This is a genomic window from Kosakonia sp. SOY2 (genome assembly GCF_027109175.1).
GTDB lineage: Bacteria > Pseudomonadota > Gammaproteobacteria > Enterobacterales > Enterobacteriaceae > Kosakonia.
In genome coordinates, this window is the sequence record NZ_JAPVXH010000001.1 from 1,449,045 (window position 1) to 1,473,282 (window position 24,238).

Here is a 24,238-nt window from a genome sequence, read left to right on the forward strand (position 1 = left end):
ATGACCCGTTCTTTTTCTATCTATAATTCGCAAACACCTGCACTGTGATGGAGCATCATAATGACAACAACGCACGAGGCGGTGAAAACCCGCCACAAGGAGACATCCCTTATTTTCCCGGTGCTGGCGCTGGCAGTGCTGCTTTTCTGGGGAGGTTCGCAGTCACTACCAGCGGTTATCGGCATTAATTTGTTAGCACTGGTTGGTATCTTATCCAGCGCGTTTAGCGTGGTACGCCATGCCGACGTGCTTGCCCACCGGCTTGGCGAGCCCTATGGATCGCTGATCCTCAGTCTGTCGGTGGTTATCCTCGAAGTCAGCCTGATTTCCGCATTGATGGCCACCGGCGACGCCGCGCCAACGCTTATGCGTGACACGCTCTATTCCATCATCATGATTGTCACTGGCGGTCTGGTGGGCTTTTCGCTGTTGCTGGGCGGGCGTAAGTTCGCCACGCAATATATGAATCTGTTTGGCATTAAACAGTATCTGATAGCGCTGTTTCCGCTGGCGATTATCGTGCTGGTGTTTCCGATGGCACTGCCGCAGGCCAATTTTACAATTGGTCAGTCGCTGCTGGTGGCGTTGATCTCAGCGGCCATGTACGGCGTATTTTTGCTTATCCAGACCAAAACGCACCAGAGCTTGTTCGTCTATGAACATGAAGACGAAGGCGATGATGACGATCCGCACCACGGCAAACCTTCCGCGCACGGAAATCTGTGGCACACGCTGTGGCTGATTATCCATCTGGTTGCGGTCATTGCCGTGACGAAAATGAATGCGACGCCGCTGGAAGCGCTGCTGACAGAAATGAATGCGCCGGTGGCATTTACCGGTTTCCTGGTGGCGCTGTTGATCCTCTCGCCGGAAGGATTAGGGGCGTTAAAAGCGGTGCTGAATAATCAGGTACAGCGCGCAATGAACCTGTTCTTTGGCTCGGTACTGGCAACGATTTCCCTCACCGTCCCGGTTGTGACGCTGATTGCGTGGCTAACCGGTAATGACCTGGTGTTCGGCCTGGGCGCGCCGGAAATGATTGTCATGGTCGCCTCGCTGCTGCTGTGCCAAATCTCGTTCTCTACCGGGCGAACCAACGTGCTTAATGGCGCGGCGCACCTGGCGCTGTTCGCAGCCTATCTGATGACAATATTTGCCTGACAGGCAGAAATAAATATCCTCCGGCATAGCCGGAGGTTTTTCAGATACGCCTGTAAGGCGCTGTTACCAGCTGCGCCCTAACAGGCGCATACGATCTGACATTTGCATCAAACTTCGTTACTTACGGCCCGTAAACGGGCTGCCCGGATAAGGGATCGATAACTGCTCGCCCATTTTATCCTCTTCAAGCTGATGCTTTATGTATTCCTGTATCTTTGCCGTGTTCTTCCCTACCGTATCTACGTAGTATCCCCGGCACCAGAACTCCCTGTTCCTGTATTTGAATTTCAGATCTCCAAACTGCTCATAAAGCATCAAACTGCTTTTTCCTTTCAGATATCCCATAAAGCCGGATACGCTCATTTTGGGCGGGATTTCCACAAGCATATGGATATGATCTGCACAGCATTCAACTTCCAGAATCCGTACATTTTTCCACTCACACAGCTTTCTTAAAATGCTGCCTATCGCCAGACGTTTCTCTCCGTAGAACGCCTGCCTTCGGTATTTGGGCGCAAAAACTATGTGATATTTACAGTTCCATCGGGTGTGCGCTAAGCTCCTTTCGTCCCCCATTGGGACCCCCTTTTGATTTCTTGTTGAACTTTTGCAGTTGCCAGACCGCAAGGTGTTTTAACAAATCAAAAGGGGTTTTAATAACTGGCTTAAAGCTGAAAGCTTTCCGGAACCCCCAGCCTAGCTGAGGGTTTTCTATGGACAACAAAAAACCCCGCACTCGCGGGGTTTTTTATGCTTACTCGGTATCGAGTTCGTCGAAGCTTTTCACCAGATCATCAATCGCTTTGATCTGTTTTAAGAACGGCTCCAGTTTATCCAGCGGCAGCGCGGACGGGCCGTCGCATTTTGCGTTATCCGGATCCGGGTGAGCTTCAATAAACAGCCCTGCCAGACCGGTTGCCATCCCGGCACGCGCCAGTTCAGTAACCTGAGCACGACGACCGCCAGACGCCGCGCCGAACGGGTCGCGGCACTGCAACGCGTGGGTGACATCGAAAATCACCGGCGAGTTGTTGGAGACTTTCTTCATTACGCCGAAGCCCAGCATGTCGACCACCAGGTTGTCATAGCCGAAGTTCGCGCCGCGATCGCAGAGGATCACTTTATCGTTGCCGCCTTCGTGGAATTTATCCACGATATTGCCCATCTGGCCCGGGCTGACAAACTGCGGTTTTTTCACGTTGATGACCGCGCCCGTTTTCGCCATCGCTTCAACCAGATCGGTCTGACGCGCGAGGAACGCAGGCAACTGGATCACATCCACCACATCAGCCACCGGCTGCGCCTGCGACGCTTCATGCACGTCGGTGATCACTTTCACGCCAAAGGTCTGTTTCAGTTCCTGGAAGATTTTCATCCCCTCTTCCAGACCCGGTCCACGGTAGGACTTGATGGAAGAACGGTTGGCTTTATCAAAAGAGGCTTTGAACACGTACGGGATACCCAGTTTCTGGGTCACGGTGACGTAGTGTTCGCAAATGCGCATTGCCAAATCGCGGGATTCCAGCACGTTCATACCACCAAACAGTACAAACGGCAGGTCGTTCGCGACGTTAATGTCGCCAATGCTGACCACTTTTTGTTTCATAAAATCGCCTTATCGAGTGTGAATCGGAACAAATCTTTAATGCAGGGTAATCTGCTTGTGCGCAATCGAATTGATTTGCGCGCGGATCATTTCACTTATCGGATCCTCAGGACACTGCTCTACAAAGTAGTTCAAATCATTCAGCGCCACATGGTCACAATCCAGCTGCGCATAAATCAGACCGCGATCGCGGATTTCATACGGATCTTCGGGATTGAACTGCAACAGCGCTTCACTGGCGCGCAACGCCAGTTCCATCTGCTGCTCTTCCATCAGCGCCGACTTCAGTGTATCCAGTAATTTGCGGATCACTTCGGCGTTTTCGGCCTCATCGAGATCTTCGTTAAACAGCTCGGCCACCGGGCTGATATTGCCTTTCAGCCACACTTCCAGCGTGTGTTCATCCAGCGTGTCGCCGTTAAATGGGTTGATCAGCCACATTTCACCATCCAGCCATTCGGCACGCAGGATGAGCTGAGTCGGGAAAATCACCGGCGTCAGGGGAATATCCAGCTGACCGGCGACCCACAGTAAAATCGCGCCCAGCGATACCGCGCTACCCTGACGGTTTTGCAGCACTTTATCCAGCCACAGCGCGTCAGATAAACGGTACACGCCGCGCGTATCTTTAAAACCCCATTCGCCGTAAAACAGCTCAACGAGTTTTTCCAGTTGCCAGTCCTGAGGCTTTGCCTGACCTATCTCCTCACGTGCCAGACTGAGCAACCGCTCCAGTTCGTCTTGCACATATTGCGAAGGAAAGTCATCGCGAATCAGCTCGGAAACAAGGATCATCCCGTCGCATAACGGCGCTTTGTTAAATTCGAAATCAGCTAACGATCTCATGTCTTACCCCAGTATCGGTACTTTTGTGGCGGCGAGTTTAATGATGATGTACAGCACCACCAGCCCCAGCAAGAAAGCGATAAAACCTGTTTGCTGGCTGCGCGGGCGATGTCGCCCCAGCGCAATAAAACCCAAAACGATGTAGATGATAACGCCAAACAGCTTTTCAGTCAGCCATGCGCCTTTAACCGTAAATGGCAAATAGCCTGTCACCCACATCAAACCCGCGCCGCTGAGCAGCAGCACGGTATCCACCGTGTGCGGCACCACCCGCACCCAGCGGGCGTTAATACGCGGATCGCCCGACCAACGCCACCAGTAGCGTAAAACAAACAGGCTAACGGTGAGCGCCACAGAGGTCAAATGCAATGTAATCAGCAGCTTAAAAGCATTCATTGCCCGTTACTCCTGTAAAGGCCATTGCCCCAGCGTCAGGCGTTCGTTATCACCGTAATCCCGGCACGTTGCCACGTGCTGCCAGCCATAATGTTCGAAGATAGCGCGAACATCTGCGCCCTGTTGCCAGCCATGTTCCAGCAGCAGCCAGCCGCCGGGCAACACATGCTGGCGGGCAGCGTCAATGATGGTGTGTAAATCTGCCAGTCCGTTGTTGGCCGCCACCAGCGCACTGAGCGGTTCAAAACGCACATCGCCCTGCGCAAGATGCGGATCATGCTCATCAATGTAAGGTGGATTGCTGACAATCATGGCAAATTGCTGCCCTTCAAGCGCGCTAAACCAGCGGCTTTGCAGGATTTCAATATTGGTGATGTTAAGATGTGCGGCGTTACGTTGTGCCAGCGCCACCGCATCCGGGATCAGATCGACCGCCGTGACGTTGCAGTCCGGGCGCTCGCTCGCCAGCGCCAGCGCGATGGCGCCAGTGCCGGTGCCTAAATCGAGAATGCGACACGGTGAGGAAGGAAGGCGCGCCAGCGCCTGCTCTACCAGGCACTCGGTGTCGGGGCGCGGAATAAGGGTTGCCGGCGAGACAAACAGCGGCAGTGACCAGAACTCCCGTACGCCAATCAGATGCGCCACCGGCTCGCCATTCACACGACGAGCCAGTAATGTCGCCAGCTGTTGCTGCTGTCCGGCATCAAGCAAGGTTTCCCCAAACGCGAGAATGAACGTACGCGATTTGCCAGTGACAAAGCCCAATAAGATCTCCGCATCGCGGCGCGGGCTTTCGCTCGCTGCCAGCTCACTTATCGCCTGGCGCAACCACTGTTGATAATCCATTAGTCCTGCTCGGAGAGCGCCGCCAGCTGGTCGGCCTGGTATTCCTGCACAATCGGTTCTATCAGCATATCCAGCTTGCCTTCCATCACTTCGTCAAGGCGGTACAGCGTGACGTTGATACGGTGATCGGTCACACGACCCTGCGGGAAGTTATAGGTGCGGTTACGGTCGCTGCGATCGCCGCTGCCCAGCAGGTTACGCCGTGTTGAGGCTTCTGCCTGCTGGCGTTTCGCGGCTTCTGCGGCGTGGATGCGCGCGCCGAGCACTGACAAGGCTTTCGCTTTGTTTTTATGCTGCGAGCGTTCATCCTGGCACTCGACCACAATCCCGGTCGGCAGGTGGGTAATACGGATTGCGGAATCGGTGGTGTTAACGTGCTGACCGCCAGCGCCGGAAGAGCGGAAGGTATCAATACGCAGATCGGCCGGGTTGATATCCGGCATTTCGGCTTCCGGCAGCTCCGGCATCACGGCCACGGTGCAGGCAGACGTATGAATACGACCCTGCGATTCCGTCGCCGGAACGCGCTGGACGCGATGTCCGCCGGATTCAAATTTCAGACGTCCGTAAACGCCCTCGCCGCTAATTTTGGCGATCACTTCTTTAAAACCGCCGTGCTCACCTTCGTTGGCGCTCATGATCTCGACGCGCCAGCGGCGGGATTCGGCATAACGGCTGTACATACGGAACAAATCGCCGGCAAACAGCGCAGCTTCGTCGCCCCCGGTTCCGGCGCGAACTTCGACAAACGCGTTACGTTCATCATCAGGATCTTTCGGCAGCAGCAACAGCTGCAATTGCTGCTCAAGTTGCTCGCCTTTTTCTTTCGCGTCGCGCAGTTCATCCTGCGCCAGGTCGCGCATTTCCGGGTCGTCGAGCATCATCTGCGCGGTTTCGATATCTTCCTGAACCTGTTGCCAGTCAGTAAAACAGCGCGACACATCGCTCAGTTGTGCGTATTCGCGCGACAGCGCACGGAATTTATCCTGGTCGGCGATGGTTTGCGCGTCACCGAGCAGCGCCTGAACTTCTTCATGGCGCTCATGCAGGGCTTCCAGTTTGGCAACGATAGAAGGCTTCATAGGCGTAAATGCACCTTTTAATAATAAGAGAGTGTTGTGCTAATCCAGCCCGAGGCTGTTGCGCAGAATATGCAGGCGCTCATCGTCCCCGTCACGGGCGGCCTGCTGAAGAGATTTGGTTGGGGCGTGGATAAGGCGGTTGGTCAGTTTCCACGCCAGATCTTGCATGATAGCTTGCGGATCGCCGCCCTGCTCCAGCGCGGCAAGCGCTTTGGCAGTCAGTTCATCGCGTGCCGTTTCAGACTGGCTGCGGTATTCGCGAATGGTCTCGCTGGCGCTTTGCGCACGCAGCCAGGCCATAAATTCACTGGTTTCCTGGGCGACGATGGTTTCCGCCTGCACCGCAGCGGCTTTACGCTGCGCCAGGTTGTGCTGAATAATACTTTGCAGATCGTCGACGCTATAGAGATAGGCGTTCGCCACTTTGCCCACTTCCGGCTCGACATCGCGCGGCACGGCGATATCCACCAGCAAAACAGGCTGATTACGCCGCGCTTTCATCGCGCGTTCCATCATTCCTTTACCAATAATTGGCAGCGGGCTGGCGGTGGAACTGATCACGATATCAGCATCTTTCAGGCGCTCATCAATATCGCTTAAAGCAATGACTTCCGCACCGACCTCATCCGCCAGCACCTGCGCGCGTTCACGCGTACGGTTGGCGATGATCATTTTCTGCACTTTATGCTCGCGCAGGTGGCGCGCAACCAGCTCAATGGTTTCGCCCGCGCCCACTAACAGCACGGTCACCGACGCAAGGGATTCGAAGATTTGCCGCGCCAGCGTACAGGCGGCGAAAGCGACCGATACCGCACTGGCGCCAATATCGGTTTCCGTGCGCACACGCTTGGCGACGGAGAATGATTTCTGGAACATGCGCTCCAGATCGCTGGCGTTGTCATGACCACGCCGGGAATCGGCAAAGGCCTTTTTCACCTGGCCTAAGATTTGCGGCTCGCCGAGAACCAACGAATCCAGCCCGCTCGCCACACGCATTAAATGGCTGACGGCGTCATTATCCTGGTGCCAGTAGAGGCTCTGGCGCACTTCGTCTTCACGCAAATGGTGATAATCACACAGCCAGCGCACCAGCGCTTCTTGCAGGTTGTCCCGCTCTTCAACGCTCAGATAGAGCTCGGTACGGTTGCAGGTTGACAGTACCACACCGCCTTGCACCATCGGCTGTGACAGCAGGCTTTCCAACGCCTGGTCAAGCGTTTCCGGCGAAAATGCAATGCGTTCTCGCAACGAAACGGGAGCCGTTTTGTGATTGATGCCAAGTGCTAAAAGGGTCATGAGCGCGGGAATAGTACCAACGTTGATAAGGTTAGACTGTACGCATCATACAGGATGAGTGAGGTCAATAAAAGAGACACTACCCTTTCGGAGTAATTGGTAATTTAATGATTTAAGACAACTTGAACGTAGACGCTGTTTCAGAGCGGCGCTAGCATTAAGCGTAATACTGCAACCTCGCAAGGATTTCCCCTCGTTATGACTCTGCCAGACTTCCGTTTTATTCGCCTGCTGCCGCTGGCAAGCCTCGTGTTAACCGCTTGTACGCTCAATGCGCCAAAAGGGCCGGGACAAAGCCCGGATTCGCCACAGTGGCGCGAACATCAGCAACAGGTGCGCAGCTTGAATCAGTATCAGACGCGCGGCGCATTCGCTTATATATCTGACGAGCAAAAAGTGTATGCCCGTTTTTTCTGGCAGCAAACCGGTCAGGATCGCTATCGTCTGTTGCTGACCAACCCGCTGGGCAGCACCGAACTGGAACTGAACGCCCAGCCGGGTAACGTGCAACTGGTGGACAACAAAGGCAAACGGTATACCGCCGATGATGCCGAAGAGATGATTGGCAAACTGACCGGCATGCCGATCCCACTTAACAGCCTGCGCCAGTGGATCCTTGGTCTGCCAAGCGATGCCACCGATTATAAACTCGATGCGCAATACCGCCTGAGCGAGCTGAATTACAGCCAGGGCGGCAAAAACTGGAAAGTGGTATATGGCGGGTATGACAACAGCCAGCCCTCCCTGCCGGCCAATATGGAGCTGAGCGACGGCAAACAGCGCATCAAGCTGAAAATGGACAACTGGATTGCCAAATGACGACCTGGCCCGCTCCGGCGAAACTCAACCTGTTTTTATACATTACCGGCCAGCGCGCCGATGGCTACCACACGCTGCAAACCCTGTTTCAGTTTCTTGATTATGGCGACACGCTGAGCATTGAACCGCGCCGCGATGGAGAGATCCGCCTGCTAACACCGGTCGAAGGCGTGCCGAATGAAGAGAATCTGATTGTACGCGCCGCACGTCTGCTCATGCAGCGCGCGGCGCAAAGCGGTCGTCTGCCTGCGGATAGCGGCGCAGAGATCGCTATCGACAAACGTCTGCCAATGGGCGGCGGGCTCGGCGGCGGGTCGTCGAATGCTGCCACCGTGCTGGTCGCCCTCAACCATCTGTGGGGCTGTAAGCTGAGCGTCGATGAGTTAGCCGAACTCGGCCTGCGACTGGGTGCCGATGTGCCGGTGTTTGTCCGCGGTCACGCGGCTTTCGCCGAAGGGGTTGGCGAAATCCTCACCCCGGTCAATCCGCCGGAAAAATGGTATCTGGTGGCGCACCCTGGCGTCAGCATTCCCACGCCGGTAATTTTCAAAGATCCCGAGCTGCCGAGAAATACGCCGCAAAGGTCAATTGATACGTTATTAAAATGTGAATTCGGCAACGATTGCGAGGTTATCGCAAGAAAACGTTTTCGCGAGGTTGATGCCGCGCTTTCCTGGCTGTTAGAATACGCGCCGTCGCGCCTGACTGGCACAGGAGCCTGTGTCTTTTCCGAATTTGACACCGAATCCGCCGCTCGTCAGGTGCTTGAGCAAGCCCCGGAATGGCTGCACGGTTTTGTCGCGCGAGGCGTCAACCTCTCGCCGCTAGCGCAGACCATCGCCGGGCAAGCTGAGCTCCGGTGACAACGTCACACCTGTTCCAGACGTTGCACCGCGCTCTTTAATACACCGCATGGATAGAATTCAGCCCTGACCGCACATTTTGGCCGATTCTATCCACCACTGGACGCATGCCTGAGGTTCTTCTCGTGCCTGATATGAAGCTTTTTGCTGGTAACGCTACCCCGGAACTAGCACAACGTATTGCCAACCGCCTGTACACTTCTCTCGGCGACGCCGCCGTAGGTCGCTTTAGCGACGGCGAAGTCAGCGTACAAATCAATGAAAATGTACGCGGTGGTGATATTTTCATCATCCAGTCCACTTGTGCCCCTACCAACGACAACCTGATGGAATTGGTTGTGATGGTTGATGCCCTGCGCCGTGCTTCCGCAGGTCGTATCACCGCGGTCATTCCTTACTTTGGCTATGCCCGTCAGGATCGCCGCGTGCGCTCCGCCCGTGTACCGATTACCGCAAAAGTGGTTGCCGATTTCCTCTCAAGCGTCGGCGTTGACCGTGTACTGACCGTTGACCTGCATGCTGAACAGATTCAGGGCTTCTTCGATGTACCGGTAGATAACGTATTCGGTAGCCCAATCCTGCTTGAAGATATGCTGCAACTGAATCTGGACAACCCGATTGTGGTTTCCCCGGATATCGGTGGCGTCGTTCGCGCCCGTGCGATTGCCAAGCTGCTGAACGATACCGATATGGCGATCATTGATAAACGCCGTCCGCGCGCTAACGTCTCCCAGGTGATGCACATCATCGGTGACGTGGCAAACCGCGACTGCGTCCTGGTTGACGACATGATCGATACCGGCGGTACGCTGTGTAAAGCAGCAGAAGCGCTGAAAGAGCGTGGTGCGAAACGCGTGTTCGCCTATGCCACTCACCCGATTTTCTCCGGTAATGCGGTAAATAACCTGCGCAACTCTGTGATCGACGAAGTGGTTGTCTGCGACACCATTCCGCTGAGTGATGAGATCAAAGCGCTGCCGAACGTACGTACGCTGACGCTGTCTGGCATGCTGGCTGAAGCTATCCGTCGTATCAGTAACGAAGAATCGATTTCCGCCATGTTCGAACATTAATCGTTGTTGTATAAAAAACCCGCTCAGGCGGGTTTTTTTAGCTTTAAATATTATTTGTATGATTTATTAATTAGTTATCGAATGATTTCCAGGGGACGCCAGACCATTGTGAACAGATTGTTCTCACCTCATGTCATGCCTTTTCGCGCGCTAATCGACGCGTGCTGGAAAGAAAAATACACCACTGCCCGTTTCACCCGCGATCTGATTGCCGGGATAACGGTTGGTATTATCGCTATCCCGCTGGCGATGGCGCTGGCGATCGGCAGCGGCGTGGCACCGCAATACGGGCTTTATACATCGGCGGTTGCCGGGATTGTTATTGCCCTGAGCGGCGGTTCACGCTACAGCGTTTCCGGTCCGACGGCCGCCTTCGTGGTGATCCTGTACCCGGTTTCGCAGCAGTTTGGTCTGTCGGGCCTGCTGGTAGCGACGCTGATGTCCGGTGTGTTTCTGATCCTCTTCGGGCTGGCGCGCTTTGGTCGGTTAATTGAATACATTCCGCTTTCTGTGACGCTCGGTTTCACTTCCGGGATCGGCATTACCATCGCCACCATGCAGATAAAAGATTTTCTCGGCCTGCAAATGCCGCATGTGCCGGAACACTATCTGCAAAAAGTCGGCGCGCTGGTGATGGCACTGCCGACAGTCAATCCGGGTGATGCGGCGATTGGTATTGTCACCCTCGCCACGCTGGTGCTGTGGCCGCGCCTGCGTTTACGTCTACCGGGGCATCTGCCCGCGCTGCTGGCGGGCTGCGCGGTGATGCTGGTGGTCAATCTGCTCGGCGGTCACGTCGCGACCATCGGTTCACAATTTCACTACATACTGGCAGATGGTTCGCAGGGCAACGGCATCCCGCAACTTCTGCCGCAACTGGTGCTGCCGTGGGATCTGCCTGGTTCTGAATTTACCCTGAGCTGGGATTCGCTGCGCGCGTTGCTGCCTGCGGCATTTTCTATGGCAATGCTTGGTGCTATCGAATCGCTGCTGTGCGCTGTCGTGCTGGACGGTATGACCGGCACCAAACATAAAGCCAACAGCGAGCTGATTGGCCAGGGGCTGGGCAATATCGCCGCACCGTTCTTCGGTGGGATCACCGCGACCGCAGCGATTGCCCGTTCGGCGGCCAACGTCCGTGCCGGGGCCACGTCACCCATTTCGGCGGTGGTTCACTCACTGTTAGTGATCATGGCGTTACTGGCGCTGGCTCCCCTGCTCTCCTGGCTGCCGCTGTCTGCCATGGCGGCGCTGTTGCTGATGGTGGCGTGGAATATGAGTGAAGCGCACAAAGTGATCGATCTGCTGCGCCGCGCGCCGGTGGATGACATTGTGGTGATGCTGATTTGCATGTCACTGACCGTGTTGTTCGATATGGTGATCGCCATCAGCGTAGGGATTGTGCTCGCGTCGCTGCTTTTTATGCGCCGTATCGCGCGGATGACTCGCCTGGCCGTGGTAAACGTCAGCGTACCGGATGATGTGCTGGTGCTACGCGTGATCGGCCCGCTGTTCTTTGCTGCTGCAGAAAATGTGTTCAGCGATCTGGAAACCCGTATCGCCGGGAAGCGCATTGTGGTGCTGAAATGGGATGCGGTGCCGGTGCTGGATGCAGGCGGGCTGGATGCTTTCCGTCGTTTCGTCAACCGCCTGCCGCAGGGTACTGAACTGCGCGTCAGCAACCTTGAGTTCCAGCCGCTACGCACGCTGGCACGCGCGGGTATACAGCCAATCCCTGGCCGTCTGTCGTTCTTCCCTAACCGTGATGCGGCCTTAGCCGACCTGTAATCATGATGCGCGGCGGCGCATCATCACCTCGATCGCCCGTTGTAGCCATTGCAGCACGTCGGGCGTCATCCAGGTTCCCTTCATCAGATGCGGCTCCTGTTGCATCGCCCTGCGGAATTTTTGCTGCGTTTGCGGATCGGTTCCAGCATAAGACTGGAACAGCTCCAGCCAGTTAGCGGCCAGCGCCTGCGCTTCGTCAGACTCTGGATCTACTGCCTGACGTTGAGCGGTATGCAGTTTCGCCACCAGCGGCGGCCACTCCATCATGCGGTCAAAATAGTGCGCCCGGGTAAACGCCATCTCTTGCGCAGACAAATAACGCTGCCAGATAGCGAGCTTGCTTTCCGCAAAACTGTGGGTAATAAAATCGACCGCTTCCTGCGTAATGCCTGTTTGCTCACGCATTTGGGGCTCCACGCGGTGCATCTCATTTAAGCGGGTCAGAAACTCCGGTTTGTTGGCAGTATCCTGCTCCAGCCGCGTCATCCAGCGGGTTGCCAGCTCCATCGCGCGCGGATCATCCACCGGGCACTTCTGCGCTAAAAGGGTTTGCACTTCGCTCACCATTTGCGCCCAGAATCGTTCGCGAGCCTCATCGCGCGAGGCAAACGGTAATTCCTGTAACTCTTGCGGACTAAACCAACGATCGTACATTTTCATTAACTCCAGGGTCCGTAGCCAGGACTCCAGATCGGGCTCCACGCCGCTGGCGAGACCATCACGCAACACCGCAAGCTGTTCGCGCAGAGTGACAATATTGCGCATTTGCTTGTCGAGCAGCATGATTTGGTCATCCAGTAATTCCGCCAGCGGACGCGTTTCCCGCGCCAGATAATCCCCGATTGCCGCCAGTTCCATACCCGCTTTCGCCAGCGCCTGAATCATATGCAGGCGTTTGACATCAGCGAGCGCATAAAGCCGGTATCCGGCGGCGCTTCGGGCAGAAGGCAACAGCAAACCGATTTGCTCGTAGTGGTGCAACGTACGCACACTGATCCCCGCACGTCGCGCTAACTCCCCCACCTGAATCAACATATCTGCTCCTTTCTCGCCCACAGACTGGACTATCGGGCCTCACGTTACGTGAGGGTCAAGAAAAAAGCCAAAAAAAAACGGCTCCCGCAGGAACCGTTATCGAAACTGACTTTTTAACTATGATGTTGCCGGTCCCTGCGGCAGCGTTTGTCATAATGACGCACCCACCAGTACTTATCGCACACCTGCTCATGACCACTTACGCGGGCGCCAGCGAGCCAGAGAACGGCTCCGAGGAAAATACTCAGCACAGCGCCATGGGCAAAAAACTGCGGCAGGTTAAGTTGCGGCAACTGGTTTAAAATGGAATAACCAACGCCGACAACCATCACGACCAACCCCAACCCCATAAGCACATTACCGAGCAACGAAGCGTTTTTGCGTTTCATCTGTCACCTCCGGAACGACGGGTTGGATGGGATAACCCCAATCCTTGTGTGTAAAGTATAGACAGCCACCCTTTTAGCGGTTGCGGGCACGATCACAATTACACATCTATGACTAACACAAATTTACAAATAACCTACTGAACTACATGAAATTCGAATGGTTGATGTGAGCAATCATTATCATTTTTCGCGTTTCGCCGGGAGAATTTTGTCTTCGCGTCCCGCACAACGTAAACTACGCGCCGGACATTGATCTGGTCAGGAATAAAAAGTGACGATTAAACTGATTGTCGGGCTGGCGAACCCCGGCGCTGAATACGCCGCGACGCGCCATAACGCGGGCGCCTGGTATGTCGATTTGTTGGCGGAGAGAGCCCGCGCGCCGCTGCGCGACGAACCGAAGTTTTTCGGCTATACCTCGCGCATCAATCTGGCGGGAGAAGACGTGCGTCTGCTGGTCCCCACGACATTTATGAACCTGAGCGGTAAAGCGGTCGCGGCAATGGCGACGTTTTATCGCATCAACCCGGACGAAATCCTCGTCGCCCACGATGAGCTGGATCTGCCGCCAGGCGTGGCGAAATTTAAACTGGGGGGCGGCCACGGTGGCCATAATGGTCTGAAAGATATCATCAGTAAATTGGGCAATAACCCCAATTTTCACCGTTTACGCGTTGGAATTGGTCATCCGGGTGATAAAAACAAGGTTGTCGGTTTTGTGCTGGGTAAACCACCGGTTTCCGAACAGAAGCTGATTGACGAAGCCGTAGACGAAGCGGCGCGATGTACCGAGATCTGGCTGAAGGACGGTTTAACCAAAGCCACCAATCGCCTGCACGCCTTTAAGGCGCAGTAAGCGGGTTGCGCGGCATTTTTGCCGCGCGTAACAGCGGTTACGTGTATAATAGCCAAAGTTATTCACTTTTCTACAATCTGTTTTTCGCAACAGGTTGATTATCAAGATATTAAGGTAATTACATCATGGGATTCAAATGCGGTATCGTTGGCCTGCCCAACGTAGGTAAATCCACCCTGTTCAATGCGCTCACCAAAGCAGGTATTGAAGCGGCTAACTTCCCGTTCTGTACTATTGAGCCGAACACCGGTGTCGTACCGATGCCCGATCCGCGTCTGGATAAACTCGCGGAAATCGTGAAACCGCAGCGTATTCTGCCGACCACCATGGAATTCGTCGACATCGCCGGTCTGGTAAAAGGCGCGTCCAAAGGCGAAGGTCTGGGCAACCAGTTTTTGACCAACATTCGCGAAACGGAAGCCATCGGCCACGTGGTGCGCTGTTTTGAGAACGACAATATCATCCACGTTGCGGGCAAAGTGAACCCGGCGGAAGATATTGACGTGATCAACACCGAGCTGGCGCTTTCTGACCTGGATACCTGCGAACGCGCTATCCATCGCGTGTCCAAAAAAGCGAAAGGCGGCGACAAAGATGCGAAAGTTGAGCTGGCCGCACTGGAAAAATGCCTGCCGCAACTGGAAAACGCCGGTATGCTGCGCGCGCTGGATCTGAGCAAAGAAGAGAAAGAAGCGATTCGTTACCTGAGCTTCCTGACACTGAAGCCGACCATGTATATCGCTAACGTGAACGAAGACGGCTTTGAAAATAACCCTTACCTTGACCAGGTTCGCGCTATCGCTGAGCAAGAAGGCTCCGTCGTGGTGCCGGTTTGTGCCGCCGTTGAAGCAGATATCGCCGAGCTGGACGATGAAGAGCGTGACGAGTTCATGGCCGAACTGGGTCTGGAAGAGCCGGGGCTGAACCGCGTGATCCGCGCAGGTTACGCCCTGCTGAACCTGCAAACTTACTTCACCGCCGGCGTGAAAGAAGTGCGTGCATGGACCATCCCGGTTGGCGCAACCGCGCCGCAGGCGGCGGGTAAAATCCATACCGACTTCGAAAAAGGCTTTATTCGCGCGCAGACCATCGCGTATGAAGATTTCATCGCTTACAAAGGTGAGCAAGGCGCGAAAGAAGCCGGCAAGATGCGTGCAGAAGGCAAAGAGTACATCGTGAAAGATGGCGATGTGATGAACTTCCTGTTCAACGTCTAATTAGTTTTATTGTCTCATGAGGTGTCATAACATCTCATAAATCTCACAAAACCCTCTAAAATCCACGCACTTGCGTGGATTTTTTTATTCCGTATTGTCGCATGAAAGCGCGGTCTGAAATGAATACATAGGTGAGGTGCGTACAATCAGTTTCCATTCTTATCTTGGGTGAGTGCAATAAAGCTATAAGAAATAGACAAGAACCCGCTAGATCCGCAAGGTCAATGACGCATCTAACACCTTTGAGCTGCTCGCTAAAGAATGGTTGCAAATAAAAGACCGGGCAGAAACCACCAAAATGCGCCGAGGAGAGATGCTTGCACCTGTGGCAGGAAGTCATGAGTAAGGCAACGGGCCTGTCGTAACATCGTTCCTGCGGGCTAGCCGGTTTATCCCTGCCAACATGCCATTTATGAGGTTCAGCGTCCGGCTGGCTGCTGATGTGCTGTTATCCGCGCACGTCACTGAACGGGCACCTGAACGCCGCCGCTTTGGTTACCGGCGTATCCGGGAGCTTCTGCGGCGTTAAGGTATTTACGTTAACCACAAGCGGGTCTATTCACATTAACATCTTAAATATATGATAACCATCTATAATTATGCGTACTTTTATATTTCTGATATGCGGAGCATAAAGGATAAATAACAATAATTAACAACAACCACACAACATATACTAATAACAAATTTGGACTGTAGTTAGCCGGCCATTTTTCATCTGTATTTGAAGTTGGAAAATGGAGCCACCAACCGCCTGGCGAATTTAATATCAAACGTGAATAAATGCTTGCAAATATATGAATTAAATAAAGATGCACCAAATAGAAAAATAAAGACACCTTACCAAAACATAAAATAACCCCGTTGTTTTTAGGTTGCCATTTCTCCACTGCAGCTAATACTATAAAAAAAACACCTAACGTGAGCATAATAAAAAGCAATGAAGGCGGATACTTTGTTACATTTAAAAAGGAAAGTATACTGTAGGTGAGGTCATTCCCTTTAATAGTAAAGTGGTTGGCATCGCCGTAAATATTAAACCACCTTACCACACAAAAACAAACCAGTGAAATCAGACCTAAAATAAAGAACCGTTTAACCCTTAACTTAATTGGCAGTAAAAACCATGGTGCCAAATAATATCCTAAAAAAATCATACCAAACCAGGGAATTATTGGATAAAAGACCCTGACAGCCCATGAGCCAATATATATATCTCCTTGTACATGCAAGATATGAAAGATAATTTTAAAGAATCCGTCCGAAGCTGCGTATGTATCCATTAGATTATGACCAAAAAACGCGACCAGAGCGCATGCCAGTAGAAATAATCTTGATAACCAAATAAATGCAGAAAGCAAAATCATTGAAAACCCTAATATAAAAATAACCTGTATAATAACAAACTTATCAAAGTTAAATTTCCACGCAAAACTGACAACGGTTACCTCTAATAAAATCAACCATACTCCTCGACTAAACAGGAATACAGATAACTGCTGACGAGTACGCTTCAGACCATACAAATACGCACTAACACCAGCCAGAAAAATAAATGCAGGCGCACAGAAGTGAGTAATAAATCTGGTCAAAAAAAGGGATATGGATGCATGAGATAAATCGGTTGGGTCAAATCCTGTAGGGCAAAATAAAGTGCGCACATGATCTAACACCATTAAAATAAGTGCTAAACCACGTAAAAAATCAATAGATCTCAATCTTGATGAATAGCTCTGGTTACCTCCTGAGGGGAGGATTGCTGAATTTCCTATAGTATCCATGGTATCACCCCGCAGGCTGGATAAGTTGCCAAGGGTAGCGGTTTAATACGGGGTTTACCCGTTTTCTAAATGAGTTGTTCTTTAACAAGATGACAATTCCTCTGGAAAAATACCTCTAAGGTAATATTCATGATATTTTTCTATGTTAATGATTTCCATATATAATATAACCCTGTCCGCTGGAGCGTCGTTGATTACTAAAAAGAGATTCTTTAAACACGGTAGGTTGTACAATCAGGGACTAAACAGCACAAACGAATATAGCTGATATCTTATTTAGCATAGAGATTTCTGATACTTAATAAATAATTGATTGAATCAGTTAAAGGATAGCATCCAAAAAACTCACTTTTGCTAGAAAATTCTGATTTTTTTATTTTTCACATCGGATGGCTTGCGCGGTTTTAAATATGACATGTAATAAAATTTCAGCTTTTTGAAATATTGTATATTCCAAAAATTGTTTCTACAGATAAACCTTTCCCCCAGGAGGGGGAAAGTAAAAAACTCAAATTTACACCCTATTCAAGACATTGTTGCAAAATTCGCGATGAGGTCGCTTTTTTCTCATTTAAATACCTTACCCTTCAAAATATCTACTAACCAGAAGCAGCTCACCAGGAAGGTCACCATAATATAATACTGAGGTCTGGCCTTTGCGAAGCACACGCATCAGCTCAACGCTATAGGATCTTTTTCGAAATAACACAAATATGGGCCTATTCTATGCACTCAATATAAGCTACTCTGTAGCTCAGAGTTTTGGTGTTCCTGGGTTATTTTACTTTTTATCCAAAGGTTAACACCTCCAGGGACTCAATGATGTCTCTGGTATTTTTTTCTGATTGCAGTAAGTATGGGAAAATATATTTAGTAGCATACTCAATATTACTTGTTATAGCGTTAGCTAAAGAGGTGTTTCTTATATCTTCATGAATATACCCGTAACCAAAAAAAAGGAGGTGATCACTACACAAACAGTCGTATCCCTGACAATTCAAAGCATTCCAGATTGACATAGCATCTTTTCGTTCATATGTGGGTACGACAACACAGCATTCCCTTATCAATTGACATAAAGAGGAAATATTTATGTTCATGTTTTTGCCATTTTTGATTGCATTGGGTGTGATCCTGGCTGCCATAACCGGAAAGGAAAAAACCAGTTACATCCTTTGGGCAGCTTTATTGATCATCACAATTTTATCATTCATTCACCATGTAACTGATCCACTGAGTTTATCATTTTAAGGAGCTATGCTATGAAAACCCAAACTCATCCAATGACGGCTGTCCACCTGGTTAATATGGTGGGACTTCTTGGAATATGCGTTTCTCTGGTTATAGCTTTTTATTATCAACTCGTTATGCATGAATTGCCTTGCCCACTTTGCCTGTTACAGCGAATTGGGCTCATCATCGCTGGTTTCGGTTTTTTATTTAACATTTACTTTGGACTACGAAACCTGCATTACGGGATGGTAATTATTGGCAGTATCCTGACAGGAATAATGGCATCACGGCAAATGTTTTTACATATTCTGCCCGGCGACAAAGGATATGGTTCTACATTTCTTGGGCTGCATTTTTATACCTGGGCTCTGGTTACATCAGTTGTGATTATTGCTGCCACTGCGGTAGTTCTGGCAATCAGTGAGATGAATAGTTCGATTCGTCCATTAAATATGCCACCGGCGTTGTTCCGCATTGCCAGTTGGGGATTCCTGCTACTGATTTCAGCCAACCTTGTGTCAACTGTACTGGAATGCGGAGGTGGGCAATGTGCTGATAACCCGGTTATATATGAATTATTATCGAAGTAGCGTATTTCTATTTAGGATAAGGGTCTGACTAATTTTCTGTATCTAATGCTGCTATCCCCTTACCAAAGTATTCTGGAGTAACTGTGATTTTTTGTAGGCATACAGTACAGTGATTTTCAGTTATTTGGGGCAATGGAATGCAGCCCGGCGCAGATACATGCAGGTTTGATCATTTATAAACGCAGGTCGTTACACTTACAGATACTTGAATAACAGGAGATAAGGTACGGTCCAGAAACCGCAATATACGGGCTTTGAGTGGGTTCCGATAGACACACGACCAGTTTGAAATGGTGCGATAACCGGAGTCGAACCTGAGACCGGAGCATGGCGCATGCGACCTAACTCAAAAATGAGCATAGCAATAAGTACAAATAAACAACAAAATTAATAAAAAAATATCATACAAATTATGTTTTAGCGTCAAATAAGATGTCTTATCTCATGGTGTTTAGTCAAACTTCATGAGCAACACAAAAGCCTATAAAATCCACGCTATTGCGTGGATTTTTCATTTCATAGCAACTTAACTCGTCACGTCACACAATATAGTTCGCGTTACCATCAATATTTAATGCGATAAACACAGCGCATATGGCTCCGTAATTTACCCTGCCGTATTTGCCGTATTGATATTAGATGCGTTCGTATTTATATTTCTTCCATTAGATTTATATTTAGAGGAAATTAAAAAACCTCATATAACGACTATAAATTTGTTCTATATCGCAGGAAGCACTGAAATATATACAAACCGCTAATAAGCAACATTTTCGTTGATTACCTGGCGGCATTCTCTTTTATATCAATGAAACACAGTAATTTTTATAGCATACACACCTGGAACTTTGAGTGGAGAAATAATATGAATACTAACGCTTTGGATTTTGTGCTTAAAACACCGATTGAAACCACTGCCGATCTGGCACCGTTACTGGAACGTCTAAAAGGAGTACCGGATCATGGTCAGTCAAAAAGAAAAACCATGCTGACTGATAATAAAGTATCTGCACAAGTCAATGCCGGCAGCCTCATCTCATTTACCGAACGTCTGGATGGGCAGAATAAACAAGATGTGCAGAACTCAACACTGTTCGCTCAACTGGCGGCGGATAAACACTGCAACCGTTATACTGCGCCCATGGATTGGTATCGTTTTTATGTCAATGTACTGGGCCAAATTGGCTGGAACCAACCTGCTTTCGCGTTTGATACCTATACGTCAGGTGCCAGTACCGTAAAACTGGATGAGGCTGTGTTGGGGATCATTGCGCAAATCGCTACTGTCGGTGAGGTTGCATTAGTGGCAGCGGCAATGAAGGCGTTATCCAGCCTGAGCGATACCTCAAAGCAAATGCTTATCTGGGATGCGAAATCAAATTCGGAAAACACCGGTAATTTTCAAATTTTCCCGGCAGATCTGCTACCAAATGGCGATGTGGTAATGATGCTTGATGGTATGCAATTTGATGCGAAGCGCAATGAGGGGCGTTTTTTGTGGGTAACCTGGCAATCCACCTCGATCAAAATTCAACGCGCGGCAAATAAATTCGTCTTAAACGAAGGTGTTTATAAGGGGGTGCGCCAGGCCGTTATTGATAAACTGGGTGATCGGGCAATCGATATGATTGCAAATATTGAAATCTGATATCGAAATACGTTTTTTTTAATCTGTCGTCCATGATGAAGTAATAAGCCATGTTATGGACGACCACCTATTATACTTGCGATACATTGCGAGGTTAATTTATGTTGTCACTCCTGAATTCCATCACGCTTGCTGAATTAACAGATCGAGAAAAAATGCTTAAATCTGCCGCCCGCTGTCCTGACCCGGCGATTGGTTCAGATGATGATGATTATGCGCAAATTAACGAAGGTATTGTGCTCTCTTTTGATAAAACCCTCTCCAGCCAACAGCGTGATGATGTGAGCCATTCTCTGTTATTCGCTCAACTTGCGGCAGATAAGAAATTTAACCGGCATTCTGCCACTCAGGACTGGCAGGAAAGTTTTACGGGTGTGCTTGCAACGGTAGGCTGGAATATGCTCCATTTTGCCAGTCAATCCATTGAGCTTTCAGCACCTGTCGACTGGGCTGCGTTAGTGAATCAGCATATTCCCGACGCGACACAGTCTCTGGCAGGCGCGAGTATTCACGCGGCGCAAGACCTCACATTGACCTCGCCCGCTTTTACCTTATGGGAATCCGCGGCTATCAATCCGCACAAATATAGTGACGGCCTTTTCATTGTGACACCAACGCTGAATGTACAAAATTCGCCGCAAATCATTGTTCTGATGCTTGCTTATCACTTTACCAGTGATGTTGAGGGTTTTATGAAATGGCAAGAAGGCTATTCCATAGATATATACAAACTGGGACTCAAATTAAATGAAGATATTTATAACCAGCTCAGACAACCTATTCTTACAAAGCTTGGCGATCGCCCGGAATATCTGATAGCAAATATCCCAATGGATACAGCAATGTGATTGCCTGACGATAATACATACTGATCACCCTTCTGATATGCTAATTATTTTAACGACGGCGGCGCTTATTAAAATTTATTAGCAACAGGACAACCCAACTGCTTAACCAATAAAAGCTGAGTGCTTATTTGATAGTTATCTGTGTAAGCACTCTTGTTTTTACCCGCAGGATATACCTGAAACAGAATTCACAATAAATACATGGAGAAATACAAATGTCTGATACAACTCACGTCTCTTTCACCGCGAAATATGCATCGGTTTCCGCGTGGTCGGGGGCGCTTAAAATAACACTTCTCAATAATACTGGAAAAACCATTAACAGCCCTGTGAAAATTAGCTTCGATATGCCGCAAAGCGTTCAGCCATCTACCAATATTGGGTTGAACATCGAGAAAACGGGGATAAGTACAACACATATTACCGGGCAATTAGCGAACTACCTGACACCAATCGCTAATGGCAAATCGGTCAGCTTTATTGTCAATATCGGTTCCAATAATGGTAGCTTAAGCGCTAATGTTTTACCGATCGCTTATTATGTAAATGGTGTACTCGCCGGAGACAGCGATACGCCAGATACCACAGCCCCCTCAGCACCGACAGGTCTGGTTTCCACCGGCACCACCAGCTCAACCATTGCTCTTTCATGGAACGCCTCCACCGATGATGTAGGCGTCAGCGGCTATATTGTCACCTGGAGCTGGGCCAACGGAAGGCATACTAAACGCGTACCGAACACCACCACTATCCTCGATGGTCTTAGCGCAGATACGCAATATACAATCTCGGTACAGGCCTATGATGCCGCAGGCAATGTATCCGACAATACTGGCAGCATCAGCGTGCTGACCCGGCCCGTTTCGCCAGATACCACCGCCCCCAGCGTTCCGGTTAACCTGCATGTGACGCGTATTGCGCACAATGCCATATCCCTGGCATGGAATGCCTCTACCGATGAAGGTAGCGGTGTAAAAAACTATGTGGTTTCTTACGCCGAACCAGGAGCTTCATCGCAGACCGTTACCGTGACAACAACGTCAGCCACCATCGGCGGCCTGAAACCAAACATCCTTTATACCTTCCGTGTCTTTGCTGTCGATAACGCAGGCAATCAGTCAGCCAGGAGTACTGCAATTAATGGCAAGACTTCCGGTAAACCCTCGACAGGCGCTGGGGCCACTGATTTTGCACCCTATGTTGATGTCACTATATTCGCTAAATGGGCAACAACACCCCCTGGACTCAACCAGGATTTTATCAGTGATGCGATCGCATTTGGCGTCAAAAAGTTCCATCTCGCTTTCCTTGTGCAGGATCCCGCCAACCCGAAAAATCCGGTCTGGGGCAACAGTAGTTTTCCACTCAAGGCCATCAAACCGCTGACAGATTTAATTAATAACGCAGGTGGTGAACCCATATTTTCTTTTGGTGGTTTTTCCGGCGTGGATTTTTCCACCACATGGAGCGTTAATGATCTCGCCGGGTTATATGTCAATATCGCCAATAATTACGGTGTAAAAACGATCGATCTCGATTTTGAAACCCAGGGTTTTTATAATAGCAATGTTGCATTCCCGGCATTTGTGCAAGCTAAGAAGGCCGTTCCATATCTGGAAGTCAGTGTCACGCTGCCTGTATTACCGACTGGATTAGTTCAGGCTGGCCTGGATGTACTTACTAGTGCAGCAGCGAATAAATTACACCCTTACGTTAATATTATGGCGATGGATTACGGCCCAAGTTTTGCCGGCAATCAGGGGGATTACGCTATCCAGGCAATTAACGCCACCAAAGATCAGCTAAAAGCGATTTGGGGTTATACCGATGCCGAAGCATATTCAAAAATCGTTGTGACACCGATGATCGGCCACAATGACACTGACCCGTTAGTATTCACGCTTGAGGATGCAGTTAAAGTTGCTGAATTTTCCAAAGCCAATAATCTGCATCAAGTCAGTAACTGGTCTCTGGGACGCGATTTTGCACCTGATACCATCGACGAACATGGCAATATGCACTCGAACAGTAAACCAACCAGTACGCTGATCACTGGTCAGGAAAACTATGCTTTCGCCAAAGCTTTTGCAAAAGTCCTCTCCTGAGTGTTCTCTGCGGGGTTGGTAACGACCCCGTTTTATACCCCCCTGCCACAAGCTGTGATCATCCTGAAGTGTTCTCTGGCAGCGCGATAATGCATAAATGCCATTTAACATGCCCGGCCGGAACAGGAAATATACTTCACCTGAACGACGCACGATCACAGCGCACACTGTCTACTCTCTTAATTATTTCAGGAATGGATGGCCAATCATTTCACTTGTTTTTTAAAGTATAACCAGTTGATTTAGAATCCGTCGCAGAAGATGTAAGCCTAATAAAATTTCTTCCCCAACATGAAAAACCTCTCAGGTATACTGTTAACGACATATGTCTATTATTAAATCTGACACCACTAACAGTTAGTACATATAACAAAATGATATTTTTGGGTGAAAGCGAATTTCACGAATAAGGGAACAGCTACGCCAGAGTATATGAGGGAAAAGTACCCGCAACCGTTTTTTCCCTACTTTTATAGGGCCGGATTTCTGACACCAGCGGTGTTAGCCCGGGTCGGATGCCACTATTCACCCATCATGATTAAAAGACATTCTTTGCTATTGTCTGTATGAGCAATCTATCAAAACCCTTTCGATTATTTACAGCGAAGAGTATTGCGCAAGTAAGCTCTGGAATCGGATAACGCTAATTCTGCTGCCGGTCACCAGGCTTTCATGCTGTTGTCGAAAGGAGCACATCGGCGCACCGAAAACCCTGCGTTTCAAGGTATAACCAAATGAGATAATAAGATAACACCCTACT

General features: G+C 50.2%; 22 protein-coding genes and 1 pseudogene. 13 read left to right on the forward strand and 10 right to left on the reverse strand.

The window, feature by feature from the left end:
* Positions 1-60 precede the first annotated feature (60 nt).
* The gene (chaA, locus tag O3S68_RS06825) at positions 61-1,161 is read left to right on the forward strand and encodes a sodium-potassium/proton antiporter ChaA (protein ID WP_016495812.1); all 1,101 of its coding nucleotides are present in this window, start codon (positions 61-63) and stop codon (positions 1,159-1,161) included.
* Between the two features lie 117 nt (positions 1,162-1,278).
* Here chaA and tnpA read toward each other — a convergent pair whose 3' ends face one another.
* The 7 genes from tnpA to hemA form a co-directional block, all read right to left on the reverse strand.
* Entirely contained in the window at positions 1,279-1,737 is a 459-nt protein-coding gene (gene tnpA / locus O3S68_RS06830; RefSeq protein ID WP_269231101.1) for an IS200/IS605 family transposase, read from the reverse strand.
* Positions 1,738-1,915: 178 nt separating this feature from the next.
* Complete coding sequence (gene kdsA / locus O3S68_RS06835; RefSeq protein ID WP_016495811.1) at positions 1,916-2,767, reverse strand: 3-deoxy-8-phosphooctulonate synthase; 852 nt, start codon at positions 2,765-2,767, stop codon at positions 1,916-1,918.
* Between the two features lie 36 nt (positions 2,768-2,803).
* The gene (gene sirB1 / locus O3S68_RS06840; RefSeq protein ID WP_269231102.1) at positions 2,804-3,613 is read right to left on the reverse strand and encodes an invasion regulator SirB1; all 810 of its coding nucleotides are present in this window, start codon (positions 3,611-3,613) and stop codon (positions 2,804-2,806) included.
* 3 nt (positions 3,614-3,616) lie between these two features.
* Positions 3,617-4,009 (reverse strand): invasion regulator SirB2, encoded by a 393-nt coding sequence (sirB2, locus tag O3S68_RS06845; RefSeq protein ID WP_016495809.1) that lies wholly within the window; start codon positions 4,007-4,009, stop codon positions 3,617-3,619.
* 6 nt (positions 4,010-4,015) lie between these two features.
* Positions 4,016-4,855, reverse strand: a complete 840-nt coding sequence (prmC, locus tag O3S68_RS06850; protein ID WP_269231103.1) for a peptide chain release factor N(5)-glutamine methyltransferase — start codon at positions 4,853-4,855, stop codon at positions 4,016-4,018.
* Entirely contained in the window at positions 4,855-5,937 is a 1,083-nt protein-coding gene (gene prfA / locus O3S68_RS06855; RefSeq protein ID WP_016495807.1) for a peptide chain release factor 1, read from the reverse strand. The genes prmC and prfA overlap by 1 nt, the downstream gene beginning before the upstream one ends.
* Before the next feature lie 39 nt (positions 5,938-5,976).
* Positions 5,977-7,233, reverse strand: a complete 1,257-nt coding sequence (hemA, locus tag O3S68_RS06860) for a glutamyl-tRNA reductase (protein WP_045513513.1) — start codon at positions 7,231-7,233, stop codon at positions 5,977-5,979.
* 198 nt (positions 7,234-7,431) lie between these two features.
* Between hemA and lolB the strand changes: the two genes are divergently transcribed.
* From lolB to dauA, 4 genes are all read left to right on the forward strand, one after another.
* Positions 7,432-8,052, forward strand: coding sequence for a lipoprotein insertase outer membrane protein LolB (gene lolB, locus O3S68_RS06865; RefSeq protein ID WP_269231104.1), 621 nt, complete (start codon positions 7,432-7,434; stop codon positions 8,050-8,052).
* Positions 8,049-8,915 carry a 4-(cytidine 5'-diphospho)-2-C-methyl-D-erythritol kinase gene (gene ispE / locus O3S68_RS06870; protein ID WP_269231105.1) on the forward strand — a complete coding sequence of 289 codons (867 nt, stop codon included), beginning with the start codon at positions 8,049-8,051 and terminating at the stop codon, positions 8,913-8,915. The genes lolB and ispE overlap by 4 nt, the downstream gene beginning before the upstream one ends.
* A 125-nt stretch (positions 8,916-9,040) precedes the next feature.
* Entirely contained in the window at positions 9,041-9,988 is a 948-nt protein-coding gene (gene prs / locus O3S68_RS06875; RefSeq protein WP_017457137.1) for a ribose-phosphate diphosphokinase, read from the forward strand.
* A gap of 108 nt (positions 9,989-10,096) precedes the next feature.
* Complete coding sequence (gene dauA / locus O3S68_RS06880; RefSeq protein WP_269231106.1) at positions 10,097-11,776, forward strand: C4-dicarboxylic acid transporter DauA; 1,680 nt, start codon at positions 10,097-10,099, stop codon at positions 11,774-11,776.
* Here the strand turns inward: dauA and O3S68_RS06885 are convergent, their stop codons facing one another.
* Together O3S68_RS06885 and ychH are read right to left on the reverse strand one after the other, a co-directional pair.
* Positions 11,777-12,811 carry a MerR family transcriptional regulator gene (locus tag O3S68_RS06885; protein WP_269231107.1) on the reverse strand — a complete coding sequence of 345 codons (1,035 nt, stop codon included), beginning with the start codon at positions 12,809-12,811 and terminating at the stop codon, positions 11,777-11,779.
* A gap of 113 nt (positions 12,812-12,924) precedes the next feature.
* The gene (gene ychH / locus O3S68_RS06890; RefSeq protein ID WP_016495800.1) at positions 12,925-13,200 is read right to left on the reverse strand and encodes a stress-induced protein YchH; all 276 of its coding nucleotides are present in this window, start codon (positions 13,198-13,200) and stop codon (positions 12,925-12,927) included.
* A 271-nt stretch (positions 13,201-13,471) separates the two neighbouring features.
* On the opposite strand from ychH, the gene pth reads away from it, so the two are divergent.
* From pth to O3S68_RS06905, 3 genes and pseudogenes are all read left to right on the forward strand, one after another.
* Positions 13,472-14,056 carry an aminoacyl-tRNA hydrolase gene (gene pth / locus O3S68_RS06895; protein WP_007371851.1) on the forward strand — a complete coding sequence of 195 codons (585 nt, stop codon included), beginning with the start codon at positions 13,472-13,474 and terminating at the stop codon, positions 14,054-14,056.
* A gap of 125 nt (positions 14,057-14,181) precedes the next feature.
* On the forward strand, positions 14,182-15,273 hold the full coding sequence (gene ychF, locus O3S68_RS06900; RefSeq protein ID WP_016495799.1) for a redox-regulated ATPase YchF: 1,092 nt from the start codon (positions 14,182-14,184) through the stop codon (positions 15,271-15,273).
* A gap of 335 nt (positions 15,274-15,608) precedes the next feature.
* Positions 15,609-15,799: pseudogene (locus O3S68_RS06905) on the forward strand (IS3 family transposase); the annotation flags it as partial.
* Between the two features lie 46 nt (positions 15,800-15,845).
* Here the strand turns inward: O3S68_RS06905 and O3S68_RS06910 are convergent.
* A complete protein-coding gene (locus O3S68_RS06910) occupies positions 15,846-17,054 on the reverse strand; it encodes a DUF1624 domain-containing protein (RefSeq protein ID WP_269231108.1) in 1,209 nt (402 codons plus the stop codon).
* 1,092 nt (positions 17,055-18,146) lie between these two features.
* On the opposite strand from O3S68_RS06910, the gene O3S68_RS06920 reads away from it, so the two are divergent.
* From O3S68_RS06920 to O3S68_RS06940, 5 genes are all read left to right on the forward strand, one after another.
* Entirely contained in the window at positions 18,147-18,305 is a 159-nt protein-coding gene (locus O3S68_RS06920; protein WP_269231109.1) for a DUF5993 family protein, read from the forward strand.
* 11 nt (positions 18,306-18,316) lie between these two features.
* Positions 18,317-18,877 (forward strand): disulfide bond formation protein B, encoded by a 561-nt coding sequence (locus tag O3S68_RS06925; RefSeq protein ID WP_160269949.1) that lies wholly within the window; start codon positions 18,317-18,319, stop codon positions 18,875-18,877.
* A gap of 865 nt (positions 18,878-19,742) precedes the next feature.
* A complete protein-coding gene (locus tag O3S68_RS06930; protein WP_016495795.1) occupies positions 19,743-20,525 on the forward strand; it encodes a hypothetical protein in 783 nt (260 codons plus the stop codon).
* A 101-nt stretch (positions 20,526-20,626) separates the two neighbouring features.
* Entirely contained in the window at positions 20,627-21,373 is a 747-nt protein-coding gene (locus tag O3S68_RS06935) for a hypothetical protein (protein ID WP_269231110.1), read from the forward strand.
* 215 nt (positions 21,374-21,588) lie between these two features.
* On the forward strand, positions 21,589-23,478 hold the full coding sequence (locus O3S68_RS06940) for a fibronectin type III domain-containing protein (protein ID WP_269231111.1): 1,890 nt from the start codon (positions 21,589-21,591) through the stop codon (positions 23,476-23,478).
* Positions 23,479-24,238 lie beyond the last annotated feature (760 nt).